Consider the following 17202-nt stretch of genomic DNA (forward strand, 5'->3'; position numbering starts at 1 on the left):
ACAGGGGAATTTACGGAATTTGATTATTTAATCATTTGAGATTTGGTTATTTAAAATGCAGCGGAGACCTTTTCGTATGTCTCCGCTGCATTTTAAATAACCAAATCTCAAATAATCAAATAACTACATGCATTAGTGTCTGAAGTGTCTCATGCCGGTCATTACCATCGCCATGTCGTGCTGTTTGCAGAATTCGATGGAGTCGTTATCGCGCATGGAGCCACCTGGCTGGATCACCGCCTTGATGCCTTGTTCGTTGGCGATGCGTACGCAGTCGTCGAACGGGAAGAAGGCATCAGAAGCCATTACAGCGCCTTTCAGATCGAAGCTGAACTGGCCTGCTTTTTCAATGGCGTGGCGCAGGGCGTCGATACGGGAAGTCTGGCCACAACCTTTTCCTACCAGTTGTTTATCTTTTACGAGAGCAATAGCGTTTGATTTCAGGTGTTTGCAAACAATGTTGGCAAATTCCAGATCAGCCTTTTCGCTGGCGGAAGCGGGGCGGGCGCCGGCATCGTTCCATTCTTTGTAGCTGCCATTATCGCTGTCCTGCAGCAATACGCCGTTCAGTACATTTTTAAACATGTATTTGCTCTTTACCGGCTGTTTCTGTTCCAGCAGGATACGGTTCTTTTTGGTTTGCAGTACGCTGAGTGCATCTGCATCGAAACCGGGAGCTATCAGTATTTCAAAGAAAATCTCGTTGATGGATTCAGCAGTGGTTTTATCTATGGTTTTGTTACAAACCAGTACTCCGCCGAAAGCGCTTTCCTTATCGCCGGCCAGTGCCGCTTCCCAGGCTTCTTTCAGGGTTGGGCGGGAGGCAATACCACATACGTTGGTATGTTTGATAACGGCGAAAGTGGTTTCTGTAAACTCCTGGATGAGCTGGCAGGCAGCATCTACGTCTACCAGGTTGTTGAAAGAAAGTTCCTTACCATGCAGTTTATTGAAGACTTCATTCAGATTACCGTAGAAAACGCCACGCTGGTGCGGGTTTTCACCATAACGGTTCACCTGACCCTCCCGAACGGACACCTGGAAATAATCGCCGGGTTCGTTGTTCAGGAAATACTGGGAGATAGCCACATCGTAATGAGCGCATACTTCAAATGCTTTGGCAGCAAAGTTCCTGCGGTCCTGTAAGGTGGTGCCGCCATTGTTTTCTGTTAATACCTTTTCCAGATCTGCATACTGATCTTTGGAAGCAACAATTACCACATCTTTGAAGTTCTTGCCGGCAGCACGGATCAGGGAAACGCCGCCGATATCTATCTTTTCAATGATAGCCTGTTCTTCCGTGGCTGTTTTTACTGTTTCCTCAAACGGGTACAGGTCTACAATCACCAGGTCAATCTCCGGAATTTCGTATTGCTTCAGCTGCTCCAGGTCCTGCGGGTTCTCACGGCGAGCCAGGATACCACCGAATACTTTCGGGTGCAGTGTTTTAACACGGCCGCCCAGAATGGAAGGATAAGCAGTGAGATCTTCCACGGCTACGCAGGATACGCCCTGCTCTTCAATAAATTTCTGTGTACCGCCTGTTGAATAGATGGTAACACCCTGTTCACCTAACTTTTTAACAATGTTCTCCAGGTTATCTTTATAGAAAACGGAGATCAGCGCTGATTTAATTTGCTTTTGCATGGATGGAAAACATTAGATATTATTAACATGGGCCCCTGGTCCGGAACCGAAAGAAGCGCAAAGTTAACACGTAACAATCATTTTTCCATTCTTCTGTCCGGGTTGCAGCAAAAATGGCATAATTTCCGCCCTTATTTTAAATCCTGTACCATGAAAAAGTATATTGTATTTCTTCTTTGTTTGTTGCTGCCCGTTCTCCTGAAAGCCCAAAGCTATGCTGACATTGTCACCTATCATACCACAAAGTATGCAGCGTATGGCGCCAAAATTAAAACCAATCTCAATTTTGCGAACGGTACGCATTTGCCGACCATTATTATTGAGGGGTATAACCTGGGCACCGGAGAGCCTATCGGCATTGTGATGACTTTTTATATCAACCAGGATACGCTGGTACTTTCCAATGCTTCATCTTTCGGCTCTTTTACCCCTCCCATATACATCGCGGAGGAAAACGGCAAGGTGGTGATTATGCTGGAGGGGAAGGACTATTACCAGCGCTTTGCGGTAAGGGCCTTTGCCAAAGGGATGTTGGATTATGCCGCTAATTACCAGGGCTGGACTGTTGTTGACGAGCCAATATCACCTGCTTCGGCAAAAAAATTCCGGCTCTATTATCAGAACCGGTTTACGGATAAAGTGCTGCTCCCCGGCGGAAGTGTATGGGATTCAGCCGGACTTGGAATCGGCACCGCAGCCAAAGGCTCCAGCAGGCTGGCAGTGGATGGCACCATTGCTGCCCGCAGGGTAAAGGTTACACAGGCTGCCTCCTGGCCTGATTATGTTTTCCAGGACAATTACCCGCTGATGTCCCTGGAGCAAACAGCCGAATTCATCAGACAAAACAAACATCTGCCGGAAATACCTACTACAGATGAAGTTGCCAGAGAAGGTGTGGATCTCGGTGAAATGAACCGGAAACTATTACAGAAACTGGAAGAAATGACCCTGCACATGATTGAAATGAAGAAGAAGATCACAGCGCTGGAACAACGCAGGTAAATATTTAGGGATTTTGTGATTTTGTAATTTTGAGATTTTAAATGCAGCGGAGAGCTTCGCATATACTTCCGCTGCATTTAAAATCTCAAAATTACAAAATCACAAAATTCCTAAATATTTACTCACAGCTGTTTCATGAATGCGCCCTGTTCCGTCATTATATGACATGCAATACCGGCTTTGCTGCATTCCTCTTTCCATTGCGCAGTGCGCTTTATTGAATTGGCGGCGCCGATAATGACCTGGCGGCAGTCATAATATGCCATGACAGCGGCTATGGTGACCTGCGGATTATTATTCAACAGCAGGTAATCTGTCCGGAATTTCTTTTCCGCCATACCACCTGGTAAAGCGCGGTCGATGATAACCAGCTGCCGGCCGGCGAAACGGATATAATTGCCGTATCGGGCAAAGTTGCCTACTGTACCGGGCTGTAAACCGAAATGCAGGCGGCCGGCGGCTATAGCCTGACCGGCAGCAAGCGTAAAGATGGTATCCTGACCTGCAAACTGCACCCGTTTTCCGTCCACACAATCTATTGCCGTATAGCCGGTAACGTTATATATGATCAGCATCCGCTGACGGCGGCAATCGATTTCCCACCAGGCTTGCAATGCTATACTACACCAGCAGCTGATAACGGCCAGCCAGAGGCCGGGTTTCCAGCGGGCCAGCCACCACAGTGCCAGACCGGCTATCAGCAGATACAGCCAGCAGGTCTGCGCCAGACTCAGGTGCATGTTTTTAATCAGTGCATACGGCAATGTTCCCAGCCAGTGCACACATGCGTTCATATACATGATGAGATATCTGATAGCTGTGCCTGTCCATACCGCCAGTGGAGGAAACGGCGAAACCAGCAATAGTACTATCTCTCCGTAAATAACAACAGTAGATAACGGTACCGCAATAAGGTTAGCCGGTAAAAAATAATTCGGGAACTGGTGAAAATACCAGATGCTAACCGGCAGCGTAAGCACCTGTGCAGCAAGCGATACAGCAATCATCTGCCAGATATACTCCAGCCATTTCTGCGGAAAGTAAAGCAACCGGAATAACGGCTGGTAAAATAACAATATACTCAGCACAGCCAGGTAAGACAGCTGGAAACCCGCATCTGTAACCATCCACGGGTCATACCACAATAACAGAAAGGCGGAAGCGGCAAGGGTGTTATAGGTCACTGCCGGGCGTTGCAGCACAAACCGGCCGATAGTTATACCTGTAAACATTACCGCAGAACGCAGTACAGAAGCGGAAGCGCCGGTAAGCAACGCAAAGGCCCATAATATTGTGATGACCACCGCTGCCCTGCCGGCATCTGCCAGCCGGCGCTGCGGCAGCCATCGCAGCAGCCATAACAGGGTGCCGTACAGTAGTGCCAGGTGCATTCCTGATATAGCAATAACATGCACAATACCGGTGTTGCTGTAGCTTTGCACCAGATCTTTGTCAAGATCCTGCCGGTATCCGATCAGCAGCGCCTCTGCCATCCCTGCTTCCGGGCCTTCGCCGGTATATTTTTTCAGGGTATGCAGACAATAATCCTTTGCCTGCAGTAAAGCGCCGGTAAGTATGGACCGGTCCTTTTCCGGTAACAACCGGTAATCTGCAGGCTGCAGGTACCATTGGTGGCAGATCTGCTGCGCTGCACACCAGGCCTTGTAATCGAATGTACCAGGATTGCCGCTGCTGCGGATTGTAACGGGCATTTTAGCGATCAGCAGGCGATCGCCGTAACGTAGGAGTGCTGACGAACTATCACGGCTAAAAAAGGCTAAAATGCGGCCTTTTGCAGGTACTGTTTTTTTACCGTGGCAAACAGCGATGACCGACAGCACCGTTTTCCGGCTGCGTGTCTTTTCCTGCAAGGGTTCGGCAATCTGTACCAACAGACAGGCGGAGCTATCTGCTACATTCGCAAAATACCCTTTACGGTGACGAATGTCTCCGGTATAAACACGAACAGCACCAGCGCTGTACAATAAAACAAAGAGAAGTACACCGGGCGCAAACCCTGCACTGTAGCGATACTGCAGCGGCAATCGCCGGAACATCCACAGTCCTGCTGCAGCCATTACTATCATGAGCAACAGCCAGTACAATGAAACCGGAATAAATAACTGTGCTGTAATTCCCGCTACCAGCGGTACTATCAGACGAACAAAGGGCACGCGCTTCCAGGGCGCGTTCACAAACATGGACGATTCAAACTGCATGGGGGTTAACTTTTATACCAATAAAATTACCGATTTACATGCAAGTTTTTTGCCCTCTGTAACGCATATGATATAAAGATATGATGACATGAAAACTTCTACCCCGGATGTTAACAAACCGATTTAGCAACTTTTTCCGCGATTATATAAATATTTAAAAATCAATATATTTAATATTAAATATTATCATATCTGTTATTGATTAGTTAACATCTTCTTTAAATATAATATTATTTGTAAAATGCATTACCGGTCACGCTATTTGTGTCGTATCAAGATTCAATAGTCGTGTCTTTAATGGTTATTTTGAGGGAAAAGAAGGAGCCTGATCTTTATCAGGCTCTGTTTTTTTTAGTGCATGGTGCTTATCATGATAGGGGTGAGTAATTGCGAATTACGAATGATGAATGGCGAATGTTAAGCGAAGATTGAGGCGATCATAAAAGCAGATATAAAACAAGAAAAGAGACAAAAGTATAAAACGAAGAAGCCGTCCGGATAATTCCAGACGGCTTCTTCGTTTATACTTCGATTCAATCTCCGCGTTTACATTCGTAATTCGCAATTCGTAATTCGTAATTACTTACTCAGGTACATGCTCTTTTCTTTATAGAGCTGTCTGAAATACGGATCACGGAGATCTTTGATAAAGCGGATGGCTTCACCGGTAGATTTCATTTCAGGTCCGAGCTCTTTGTTTACGCCCGGGAATTTATTGAAGGAGAATACCGGTTCCTTGATGGCGAAGCCGGTGAGTTTCTTTTCAATGGTAAAGTCGCTCAGCTTGTTGGCGCCGATCATCACTTTGGTAGCGATGTTCAGATATGGCACCTGGTAAGCTTTTGCGATGAAAGGCGTAGTGCGGGATGCGCGCGGGTTAGCCTCGATTACGAAAACTTTACCGTCCTTTATCGCGAACTGAATGTTAATCAGACCGCGGATATTCAGGGCACGTGCAATCTTCTCCGCATAGTATTCCATGGTGGTTACTTCAATCGGTGTGAGGTTGAAGGCCGGCAGTAACGCGTGGCTGTCGCCGCTGTGGATACCTGCAGGTTCAATATGTTCCATCACGCCCATTACATGGAAATCAGTACCATCGAAGATACCGTCTATTTCAGCTTCCTGGCAGCGATCCAGGAAGTGATCGATCAGGATTTTATTGCCTGGCAGGTGACGCAGCAGGCTCAGTACTGATTCTTCCAGTTCCTCTTCGTTGATAACGATACGCATACGCTGACCGCCCAATACGTAGGAAGGACGCACCAGTACAGGGTATCCTACTTCTTTCGCCACTTCAATGGCATCATCAGTATTGTAGGCAGTACCATATTTCGGATAAGGGATACCCAGGTCTTTCAGCATATCGGAGAAACGGCCGCGGTCTTCCGCAATATCCATGTTATCGAAAGAAGTACCGATAATTTTGATGCCTTTTTCTTCCAGGCGTTTAGCCAGTTTCAATGCTGTTTGTCCACCCAGCTGTACAATCACGCCTTCCGGCTTTTCCAGCTCGATGATTTCCCACAGATGTTCCCAGAATACCGGCTCGAAGTACAGCTTATCAGCCATATCGAAATCGGTGGATACGGTTTCAGGGTTACAGTTTACCATGATCGCCTCGTAACCGCAATCCTGAATGGCCTGGAGGCCATGCGTACAGCAGTAGTCAAATTCAATACCCTGGCCAATTCTGTTAGGACCGGAACCGAGTACTATAATTTTCTTTTTATCAGTAACCTTGCTTTCATTTTCTGTATCGAAAGTAGAATAGAAGTAAGGTGTTTTCGCTTCAAACTCTGCACTGCAGGTATCTACCATTTTGTAGGTACGAACAATGTTGCTGGCTTTACGCTTTTCATACACTTCTTCTTCTTCACAGTTGCCGAATAATACCGACAGTTGTTTATCGGAGAAGCCCATCTGTTTGGCATCTTTCAGCATTTCCACAGGAACGCTTTCCAGATCATGTTCCAGCAGTTGTTTTTCCAGGTTCACAATATCCTGGATCTGGTGCAGGAACCAGCGGTCAATATGCGTCAGCTGATGAATGTGTTTAACGGAAGCACCAGCCATCAGCGCATCTTTAATACGGAAGATACGATCCCAGGTAGGACGTTTCAGTTTTTCGATGAGCTGTTCGCTCTTCATGAGCGACTTACCATAGTAACCCAGGCCCAGTGCATCATTTTCAAGGCTCTGACAGGCTTTCTGCAGCGCCTCCGGGAAAGTACGGCCGATAGCCATTACTTCACCCACAGATTTCATCTGCAGTCCTAATGTATCATCAGCGCCTTTGAATTTATCGAAATTCCAGCGCGGCATTTTTACGATTACGTAATCCAGCGCAGGTTCAAAGAAGGCAGAAGTAGTTCTGGTAATCTGGTTTTCCAGTTCATCCAGGGTGTAGCCGATAGCCAGTTTCGCGGCGATCTTGGCAATCGGATAACCGGTTGCTTTGGAAGCCAGTGCAGAAGAACGGCTTACACGCGGGTTGATTTCAATCGCAATCAGTTCTTCATTCTCCGGGTTGAGAGAGAACTGTACGTTACAACCGCCGGCGAAGTTGCCGAGGTCGCGCATCATCATCATGGCTTTGTTACGCATGTCCTGGAATGCAGTATCGCTCAGGGTCATGGCAGGCGCCACGGTGATAGAGTCGCCGGTGTGAATCCCCATTGGGTCCAGGTTCTCTACAGTACAGATGATTACTACGTTGTCATTCTTATCACGCAACAGTTCCAGTTCATACTCTTTCCATCCGAGTACTGCTTTTTCTACCAGTACTTCGTGAATGGGGGATGCTTTCAGACCACGATCCAGTGCTTCGTCCAGGTCTTCCCTGCTATGCACGAAACCACCGCCTGTACCACCGAGTGTAAAGGAAGGACGGATAACCAGCGGGAATCCGATCTCCTGTGCAAACTCTTTACCTTCCAGGAAGGAGTTGGCTGTTCTGGCAGGCGCAACAGGAATACCCAGCTGAATCATCCACTGACGGAACTGTTCACGGTCTTCCGCCTTGTCGATCGCTTTGATATCCACCCCGATGAGGCGCACATTGTGTTTCTCCCATATCCCCAGCTCATCAACTTCCTTACAGAGGTTGAGCGCTGTTTGTCCGCCCATGGTAGGCAATACGGCATCTATCTGGTTTTCTTCCAGAATCTGCTCAATGCTTTCCACAGTCAGTGGCAGCAAATAAACCTTATCGGCCATCATAGGATCCGTCATGATGGTAGCCGGGTTGGAATTAATCAAAATCACTTTAATTCCTTCTTCCCGCAACGAACGTGCTGCCTGGGAACCGGAATAATCAAATTCGCAAGCCTGACCAATAATAATGGGACCAGAACCGATAATGAGAACAGATTTGATAGATGAGTCTTTTGGCATTTGTGTAATCTATTGAAAATGAAAAACCAAATTGATTTTAATGCCGTGCGAGGGACCAAAAAAATCGTGCAAAGTTACGTCATTTGAAATTTTAAATGGAAATAAATTTTTCTTTTTTTCTGAAAGATTTTTGCACCACCTATTAAAGACAAGAATTTTTGTATGTGATGTTTTCAGCATGCATGATGGGGGAAATTACGAATTACGAATTGCGAATTACGAATGAGGAGTGAAGATATAAGCGGATGCCAAATAGTATTGTTCGCTTATATCTTCGCTCCTCATTCGTAATTCGCAATTCGTAATTCGTAATTGATTTTATATTCTGATTCTTGTCGACATTACTGCTATCGCCGCGCCCATTACGGCAATGAGGGAGAAGGAAACGGCGAGGCTGGTAGCTTGCGCAACAAATCCTATGAGCGGGGGGCCAAATAAAAAGCCGAGGTAGCCGATGGTGGAAACGGTTGCCAGCGCCATTCCGGGAGACATTACTGTGGAACGGCCTGCAGCACTGTATACCAGGGGTACTACAGCGGAAACGCCTGCTCCTACCAGCATGAAGCCAATCATAGCACTGATGAAATACGGGAATGCTACTGCTATCAGCAAGCCGGTGGCCGTTAGTACGCCGCTGATCAGGAGCATCTTTTTAATACCCAACCTTGTGGTGATACGGTCTGCCACGAAACGGCCGGCTGCCATGGTACTCATAAAAGCGGCGTAACCTGCACCGGATATGCCGTCGCGCACATGCACCACCCTTCTGAAATAAACACCGCTCCAGTCAAACATGGTGCCCTCACAGATCATAGAGCACATAGCAATAATGCCGAGCGTGAGCAGGAAGAGGTCCGGCCTGGCAAACAGCGGCTGGTTGGGCTGAATATTGGTATCCTGCGCTACCATGCGGCGCATGGTAAACAGGATGATGCCCCATGACATAGCGGTAATCAGCAGAAAATGATACACCGGCGCAATATGCCATCCGCTCATGGCAGTACCGATAGCCGCCCCGGTAAAACCGGCCACACTCCACAGTCCGTGGAATGATGCCATGATAGATCTGCCATAGAGGGCTTCCACCGCCACCGCCTGTGTGTTGACGGCTATATTGGCCAGGTTACCACAGAATCCGAAAAATACCAGGAACATAATCAGCTCCCAGGGCGCCCTTGCCAGTCCGATTACCGGCAGTAATGCCGCATAGGCTACTGCCGCAATAATAAGTACCTGCCGGCTGCCAAATTTGGACACCAGCACGCCCGCAATCGGGAGGGAAATGATAGATCCTACGGGAAGGGCCAGCAGCACGCTTCCCAGCCCGGCATCGTTGAGCTGCAGCGCCTGTTGTATATCGGGAATACGCGATGCCCAGCTGGCAAAACACAGTCCTGTCAGAAAAAACAATGCACTCACGGCAATGCGTGTACTTCTTTTATTGATCATCACCATCGTTAAGTCCTGTAACATCAGCAGTCAGATAAAGTTATATCACCTGTATACCCAGGTTGATGTATGGTTTGAAAGTATCCAGCTCCGGCTTGTCTGTAATAATAGTATCGATGGCAGTAATATCGCATACCCGGTAAGGTTCCGCCGTATCCATCTTATCGCTGGTAGCGAGTGCAATTGTTTTGTTGGATGCAGCTACCATGGCAGTTTTCACATCTGCTTCGCCGAGGTCAAGCCCCGTTACGCCTGCATACGGATGCAGGCTGCAGATGCCGAGAAAACATATGTCGGCATGCAGTTTCTCCAGCATACGGATGGTATCCATACCACCGGCCGTCCGGGAATCCTTGCCGATGCGGCCACCCGTGAACACCAGCTCAATAGCGGGATGCTCCACCAGCTGCGCCAGGATGGGCACACTGTTGGTGATTACTGTAATGTGCAGATGCGGCGGGAATAACTTCACCAGTGATAAGGTGGAGGTACCGCCATCCATGATGATGGTCTGACCATCATGCAGGAAGGATAAGGCTTTGGCTGCTATCTGTTTCTTATCGTGTTCATGAAAAACTATACGTTCCTTAAAGGAATACGGATTGGGCGAATGCGGGATGGCGCCTCCCCTGACTTTAATCAGCTGCCCGCTCTGCGCCAGCACTTCTAGGTCGCGGCGCACAGTGTCTTCAGATACCTGCAGGTCGGTGCTCAGCTCCGTCTGCAGCACCTTGTGATCTGTCTGCAGCTTCTTCAATATATAATCCAGGCGTTCTTCTTTCAGCATGTTTTGCCATTTTCTGCAATATTATGAAAACATTTGCAATATTATGCAAGAAACAGCATATCTTTGCAATAAACAGCAAAATATGGCAAGAATAGCAATAGACATGGACGGTGTAATGGCAGATACGACCAGCCATTACCTGAAGTATTACGAAGAGGAATACGGCATCCGGGTAGATCCGGCTACACTGGCGGGTGCAGCAGAGGGAGAAGGGTTTGACGACAAGGAGGCCTGCCGCAGGTACATTACCTCACCAGGTTTTTTCAGAACATTGCCGGTGATGCCGGGCAGCCAGGAGGTAGTAAAAGCGCTGTATGATAAATATGAGGTGTTTATTGTATCGGCTGCGATGGAATTTCCTTTGTCGCTGAAAGAAAAGCTGGAATGGCTGAATGAGCATTTCCCGTTTATCAGCTGGCAGCGGGTTGTGTTCTGTGGTTCCAAAACCATTGTGGACGCAGATATTATGATAGATGATCACGACAAGAACCTGCGTTACTTTGACGGCAGAAAATTAATATTCAGTGCACCGCATAACCTGCATATCAATGACTACCAGCGGGTGAATAGCTGGGAAGAAGTAGCTGCTGCCCTGTTGCAGGAGCAGCTGGTAAAAGGCTAGGCCTTGCCTCTTTTCTCCAGCGTTTTGATTTTGCGGATATAATGCTGCATCTCCATACATTTATCCAGATAGGCTTCCAGCCAGTTTACACCTTTTTGTGCATGTACCGGATCTGTAAAGTAAGTGGCAGGAAGCCCCAGGCGCTGATAAAGCTGGGTAAGCTGCTCCGGGGAGAACCGGTCAGTATCCAGCCAGTCGTACAGTTCCGGTACTGTAATTTCCAATGATGCCGCCACGCCTCTGAGCGATAGCTTCTGCTGTGCAAAATACAGCAGTAACAGTTCACCCTGGTGCAGCGGCAGGTTCTCCAGGGAATCCCAATGGTAAAAATCATTTTTGGTAAGCGGTATGGCAGCCAGCAGGGTGTCCAGCTTGCGGGCTTTGATAACCGGCTGATTGAAATAGCGGTATAACCCCGGTGGAGTAAGGCCGGTCTGTTTTGCATACTGCAGTATAATGATGTTTTTCTGACGGAGTATACGCCTCAACCTGGCGCCTTCGTGAATGTAATATGGTATTGTCATGTGTAAAAAGCATTGGGGGTGCTTGCACACAAATGTAATGATATTTAATTACACTCAAAATAATTCATGTCAGAACGCCTTATATACAGCGCATTTTGGAAGTCCGGGTTTTCAAACTGTATAAACAAATATTATTATAATAAGAATTATTTCACAGTTTTGGGTTTTGTCTGTTTACGCAGGGTAGCTAATTCCTTCTTTACTTTTATCACATCATCTTTCACGGCAGTATAACTCTTCAACAGCTGGTTATGTTCTTCCAGCAGTTTATAATATTTCTCCCGCAGCAACATCATTTCCTCACTGTCTGTCTGCCGCGCTTCCTGTATACTGCCGGGGTTCAGAAATGCTTCGGCAGTCATGTCCAGCCCTTTTGCCACCCGGTCCAGCTCGTCCGGAGAAAAGGTTTCCTTTTCAAAAACATTGTACATCGTGCGCCGGCTCATATTCAGGCGCTCTGCCAGTTTACTTTTATTCAGCCCCTTTTCCGCTATGAGGTTCTGCAGCCGGTTGCCATGATGTATGTTTTTGCCGTTAATCATTTGTACAGCCCCGTTCCACCTGATAAATTCTTCCGGGGTTATCCCTATCAGCAGGCAAAACCGCTCCAGGTTAATGCGCTTCATATCGCTGTTGCGCAAATGGTAGTGCGCAATCTGATTCGTGAAGCCAGCCATTTTGGCGAAGTCGATAATCTTGATCTTCTTCTGCTTCAGAATCTGCTTTAAGCGCTGCCCCATATGTATCAGACTCGATTGCATCGTTTATACATTTTTGTTTATAGTCTCGTAAGCACGGGTACCTCCCGTTGGATTATGGTATAATATAACAATTAATATTTCATTTCGTAAATAAAAATATCAAAATACAGGCAAAAAATAACAATAAGAAAATACGAATTAACAGGTTATAACGACAACGGTTACACGTAACTGATATGCTATCGTAGATTTTCATTTTAACAAACCCGTTACCATATTGAAATCTGCATTATAACAGCAGTAAAAAAGGAGATACAAAACGAAGCATTACAACTGACAGCCGGATAATACCATTTCCCTGAAACCCTTTATTCATCGGCATTACAGAGGATTATCTTTTTTTGATAAAATGTATAATTTTATGATTATACTTGCATCTTTATAAACATTTTTAATTACACCATAAAGATGATAACCAACATGTAATTGTTAACCTATCAATATCAAAAAAATAAAATCATCCTCTATGAGTAAAGAAACCATCAACGTGTTGCTGGACATACACGAACAGATTTCAGCGATTCCGGCCATTTTCCGGGAAAAGGTATGTGTGGATTGTAACTGGAGCCTGCCTACCTTTTACCGGAAACTACGCACCAAAGACAAGCCCAATCCGCACAGGAAGGGAGAAATGATACCAGCCCTCAGTAATGCGGAAAAACAGAAGATCATTGAAATTATGGATGAAGTGTACGACAGCTTCCGGGACAATATGGAGAAATACCGGAGATAGAACGCTCACGGCTATACGTATCCATTGTTTGCGAAAAGTATGTTGACTGACAATCAATTCTGCCTGAAATCCCTTCCTGCCCCGGAATATGGCCTTTATATAATAGCTTTCTGCCCTCCGCCGCTCTATACTGACAGGCGGCCCTGTGCAGAAAGCTATTTTTCTGCCGGCAAAATTCTTCATATAAATACCCTTCCTGTTCGACAAACAAATTGTTTTTTGCTAAATTTTTAGATTTTTTCTAGCAAACCATCGGGTTTTTCTTAAATTTAGTCCCCGTAAGGAAATGCTTATAATAACCAATAAACAATTGATGGTGCTATGTCGTACCCATACCAGATTAAGACTTTAGAAGAGTATCAACAGGCTTATCAGCAGAGTGTAATAGACCCGGAAGGCTTCTGGGCAAACGTTGCAGACCATTTTATGTGGCGCCGTAAATGGGATAAGGTGCTGGACTGGAATTTCAAAGATCCGGAAATCAAATGGTTTACCGGCGGCAAACTCAACATCACGGAGAACTGCCTGGACCGCCACCTGGGAACGCTTGGCAATACCCCTGCCATCATCTGGGAACCCAATGACCCTGAAGAACATCATCGTATTATTACTTACCGCGACCTTTACAATAAAGTATGCCAGTTCGCTAATGTGCTGAAAAATAATGGCGTTAAGAAAGGCGACCGCGTTTGTATATATATGGGTATGATCCCTGAACTGGCCATCGCAGTACTGGCCTGCGCCCGTATCGGCGCTATCCATTCGGTGGTTTTCGGTGGTTTCAGCGCCCAGTCTATTGCCGACAGAATCCAGGATGCACAGGCCAGCCTGGTTATTACCTGCGACGGCGCTTACCGCGGCAGCAAAGACATTCCGCTCAAATCCGTTATCGACGATGCGCTCATGTCCTGCCCCTCTGTTAAGAAAGTAATCGTCTGCACCCGCACCCGCACGCCTGTCAGCATGCTCAAAGGCCGCGACCTCTGGTGGGAAGATGAAATCAAACAGGTGGAAACCATGGGCAACCCGCCCTGCCCTGCGGAGGAAATGGATGCGGAAGACATGCTCTTCATCCTCTACACTTCCGGCTCTACCGGCAAACCTAAAGGCGTGGTACACACCTGCGGCGGATACATGGTTTACGCCAACTATACCTTCGTGAACACCTTCCAGTATCAGCCGGGAGAAGTATACTTCTGTACCGCAGACGTAGGATGGATCACCGGTCACAGCTACATCGTGTACGGCCCGCTCAGCGCAGGCGCCACCACCCTCATGTTTGAAGGCGTACCTACCTACCCGGATGCAGGCAGACTGTGGGAAATCACTGATAAATTCCGTGTCAACACCCTGTATACCGCACCTACTGCTATCCGCAGCCTGATGGGTTACGGCCTCGGTCCCGTTAATCATAAAGACCTCAGCTCCCTGAAAAAACTGGGCAGCGTAGGTGAACCCATCAACGAAGAAGCATGGCACTGGTTTAAAGATAATATCGGTAAAGGCAAATGCCCGATAGTAGACACCTGGTGGCAGACAGAAACAGGCGGTATCATGATTACGCCTATTGCCGGCGTTACTCCTGAAAAGCCAGGATTCGCCACCCTGCCGCTTCCCGGCGTACAACCCATACTCGTGGATGAAAACGGGAAGGAGGTAACTGGCAACGGTGTTAACGGTAACCTCTGTATCAAATACCCATGGCCAGGTATGCTACGCACCACCTACGGCGATCATGAGCGCTTCCGCAAAACATATTTCTCTACCTACGAAAATCTCTACTTCACCGGAGATGGCTGTATGAGAGACGAAGACGGCTACTACCGCATTACCGGCCGTGTGGATGATGTACTCAACGTAAGCGGTCACCGTATTGGCACCGCCGAAGTGGAAAATGCCATCAACATGCATGCAGGCGTTATTGAAAGCGCCGTGGTAGGCTACCCGCATGAAATTAAAGGCCAGGGTATCTACGCTTACGTTATCATGGAACGCCTGTCCCACGATCCGGAACTCTCTAAAAAAGATATTGCCCAGACAGTGGCACGTATCATAGGGCCTATCGCTAAACCAGACAAAATCCAGATTGTAAGCGGCCTGCCTAAAACAAGATCCGGCAAAATCATGCGCCGTATCCTGCGGAAAATTGCGGAGAACGATCTTGACAACCTGGGCGATACCTCTACCCTGCTGGATCCTGGCGTGGTAGATGAAATCAAGAAAGGAAAACTATAACCAGATCAGCTCTTTCATATTTAAGGATGCAGACGGCCTATCTCCGTCTGCATCTTTGTTTTGCGGTAATCCTTAACTTCACCCTATGAAAAAATTCTGGAAACGCCTGCTGTACAGCTGCCTGTCTTTAGCACTACTGCTCAATGTGGTAGTGGCGTTCCACGCATGGAAGTTCACCCACTTCTTCAACGACACCTCACACCGGAATAAAAGACCGGAGGAAATGAGTGTGGGAGAAAAAGCGCAGATGATGCTGTTCGGTATTCGTATATCCAAATCCGTTACGACCGCACATCCGGATGTACCCTATGAAACAGTCCGGTTAAAAACCAAAACAGGGCTGCACCTGGAAGGCTGGTGGATACCCACCCCCAACGCCACCGGCACGGTCATCGTACTGCACGGCTACCTCGGCAACAAAGGCGCCCATCTTGCCGAAGCAATGTGGTTCCGGCAGCTGGGATATAACGTTTACCTGCAGGATTTCCGTGGGCATGGTAACAGTGACGGCTATACGTGCAGCATCGGCTACTACGAATCGGAAGATGTAAAACTGGCCTGGGATTATGTGACAGCAAAAACGCCACAGCCTGTCGTGCTATGGGGAATGAGCATGGGCGCGGCTGCCATCATGAAAGCCGTACCGGAATATCATCTTACCCCGCAAAAAATTATACTGGAAGCTCCCTATGCTACCCTCACTGATGCAGTGAAAAGCAGGATGCGTGCGGTACATCTGCCCCCTACCCCTTTCTCTCAGCTGCTCACATTCTGGGGCGGCGTGGAGCAGGGATTCTGGGGCTTCAGCCTGAATCCGCAGGATTATGCCCGCAAGCTGACCATGCCAGTACTGCACTGCTGGGGCCAGCAGGATATACGCGTACTGCAGGATGAAACGAAGCGGGTATATGCAGCGCTGGCTTCCTCCCGGAAGCAGCTGCAGGTATTCAAAAAATCAGGACATCAGTCTTTCTGCAGAAATGAGCCGGAGATCTGGAAGCCGCTGGTGAAGCGCTTTCTGAAACAATAAAAAAGCGCGCACCATACGAGTGGAGCGCGCTCTTCACAGGATCTGACCCGCCATGTATATATTGGAGTCATGATGCAGTTAATTGCTCAACTGCGTCACTAGATGCCGTCTGTTACACTGACCAGTAAAGGTAGCAATCATTGCTGCCATAGGAAATCACTGTCCCTGATTACTACAAAAATCTTTCCTGTTTTACCGGCGTATTACTACAGGCGTCCCTGTTTTTATGATTTCATATAATTCGACCACATCAGCTGTTTTCATACTCACACATCCCAGCGTCCAGTTAATACGGCCGTCCACATAATTATCTCTGATACCGGATTCGTATTCAACCCCATGGATACCAATACCTCCGCCAATGGTGGCCTCAGACGATAAGGAGCCGGTAGCCTGCCGCGTGTGAAATTTCTGCCACGAGTCTTCATTGGGATAATCCAGCAGCAAAAAGCGGGTCCAGCGGTTATCCATTCTTTTATTGAGAATATGAAACGTTCCTTCCGGTGTTTTACGGTCTCCTTCTGAATATTTATCTCCCTGATCACGGTTACCAAAAACAACCTTATAAATTTTTCTCAGGGTTACATCTTCATAAAGGTACATGCGGTAATCGCTCTTATCTATCAGCAAAAAAATCTTATCCGGATTAATATTTCCGGCAGATAACCGCACATTATATAAATCATTATTCCGGACAAATCCCGTTAGCGGCAGCAGCAGTAACAAGGCTGCGTACCAATAGTTCAGGCACTTTTTCATAGGGCAAATAATATGCAGATAACGTGTATAGGGAGAAT

The 17202-nt window shown here is 47.3% G+C and carries 13 protein-coding genes; 5 read left to right on the forward strand and 8 right to left on the reverse strand.

All coding sequences use genetic code 11. The annotated features are described in order from the left end of the window. Nucleotides 1–132 precede the first annotated feature (132 nt). Nucleotides 133–1647, reverse strand: a complete 1515-nt coding sequence (gene purH, locus GWG06_RS16885; RefSeq protein ID WP_127043743.1) for a bifunctional phosphoribosylaminoimidazolecarboxamide formyltransferase/IMP cyclohydrolase — start codon at nt 1645–1647, stop codon at nt 133–135. A 150-nt stretch (nt 1648–1797) separates the two neighbouring features. Here purH and GWG06_RS16890 point away from each other — a divergent pair, with 150 nt between their 5' ends. Further along, nucleotides 1798–2649 carry a hypothetical protein gene (locus GWG06_RS16890; protein WP_160714581.1) on the forward strand — a complete coding sequence of 284 codons (852 nt, stop codon included), beginning with the start codon at nt 1798–1800 and terminating at the stop codon, nt 2647–2649. A gap of 122 nt (nt 2650–2771) precedes the next feature. Here GWG06_RS16890 and GWG06_RS16895 read toward each other — a convergent pair whose 3' ends face one another. The 4 genes from GWG06_RS16895 to GWG06_RS16910 form a co-directional block, all read right to left on the reverse strand. Continuing rightward, a complete protein-coding gene (locus GWG06_RS16895) occupies nt 2772–4868 on the reverse strand; it encodes a ComEC/Rec2 family competence protein (RefSeq protein ID WP_160714583.1) in 2097 nt (698 codons plus the stop codon). 579 nt (nt 4869–5447) lie between these two features. Then, complete coding sequence (gene carB / locus GWG06_RS16900) at nt 5448–8264, reverse strand: carbamoyl-phosphate synthase large subunit (RefSeq protein ID WP_160714585.1); 2817 nt, start codon at nt 8262–8264, stop codon at nt 5448–5450. A 318-nt stretch (nt 8265–8582) separates the two neighbouring features. Then, nucleotides 8583–9737: an MFS transporter gene (locus GWG06_RS16905; RefSeq protein WP_160714587.1), complete on the reverse strand. Its 1155-nt coding sequence runs from the start codon at nt 9735–9737 to the stop codon at nt 8583–8585. Between the two features lie 16 nt (nt 9738–9753). Then, a complete protein-coding gene (locus GWG06_RS16910; RefSeq protein WP_127044183.1) occupies nt 9754–10500 on the reverse strand; it encodes a DeoR/GlpR family DNA-binding transcription regulator in 747 nt (248 codons plus the stop codon). Between the two features lie 82 nt (nt 10501–10582). On the opposite strand from GWG06_RS16910, the gene GWG06_RS16915 reads away from it, so the two are divergent. Beyond that, nucleotides 10583–11122 carry a 5' nucleotidase, NT5C type gene (locus tag GWG06_RS16915; protein ID WP_127044184.1) on the forward strand — a complete coding sequence of 180 codons (540 nt, stop codon included), beginning with the start codon at nt 10583–10585 and terminating at the stop codon, nt 11120–11122. Here GWG06_RS16915 and GWG06_RS16920 read toward each other — a convergent pair. Next, on the reverse strand, nt 11119–11646 hold the full coding sequence (locus GWG06_RS16920) for a hypothetical protein (protein ID WP_160714589.1): 528 nt from the start codon (nt 11644–11646) through the stop codon (nt 11119–11121). The two genes, GWG06_RS16915 and GWG06_RS16920, sit on opposite strands and share 4 nt — an antisense overlap. 146 nt (nt 11647–11792) lie before the next feature. After that, nucleotides 11793–12407, reverse strand: coding sequence for a helix-turn-helix domain-containing protein (locus GWG06_RS16925; protein ID WP_127044186.1), 615 nt, complete (start codon nt 12405–12407; stop codon nt 11793–11795). Nucleotides 12408–12873: 466 nt separating this feature from the next. On the opposite strand from GWG06_RS16925, the gene GWG06_RS16930 reads away from it, so the two are divergent. The 3 genes from GWG06_RS16930 (at nt 12874) to GWG06_RS16940 (ending at nt 16405) form a co-directional block, all read left to right on the forward strand. Next, nucleotides 12874–13140, forward strand: a complete 267-nt coding sequence (locus GWG06_RS16930; RefSeq protein ID WP_127043309.1) for a hypothetical protein — start codon at nt 12874–12876, stop codon at nt 13138–13140. A gap of 321 nt (nt 13141–13461) precedes the next feature. Further along, nucleotides 13462–15375: an acetate--CoA ligase gene (gene acs, locus GWG06_RS16935; protein WP_127043310.1), complete on the forward strand. Its 1914-nt coding sequence runs from the start codon at nt 13462–13464 to the stop codon at nt 15373–15375. Nucleotides 15376–15460: 85 nt separating this feature from the next. After that, entirely contained in the window at nt 15461–16405 is a 945-nt protein-coding gene (locus tag GWG06_RS16940) for an alpha/beta hydrolase (RefSeq protein ID WP_160714591.1), read from the forward strand. 192 nt (nt 16406–16597) lie between these two features. Here the strand turns inward: GWG06_RS16940 and GWG06_RS16945 are convergent, their stop codons facing one another. Further along, nucleotides 16598–17164 carry a L,D-transpeptidase family protein gene (locus tag GWG06_RS16945; RefSeq protein WP_127043312.1) on the reverse strand — a complete coding sequence of 189 codons (567 nt, stop codon included), beginning with the start codon at nt 17162–17164 and terminating at the stop codon, nt 16598–16600. Nucleotides 17165–17202 lie beyond the last annotated feature (38 nt).

Origin of the sequence: Chitinophaga solisilvae, assembly GCF_009928525.1 — a bacterium.
GTDB lineage: Bacteria > Bacteroidota > Bacteroidia > Chitinophagales > Chitinophagaceae > Chitinophaga > Chitinophaga solisilvae.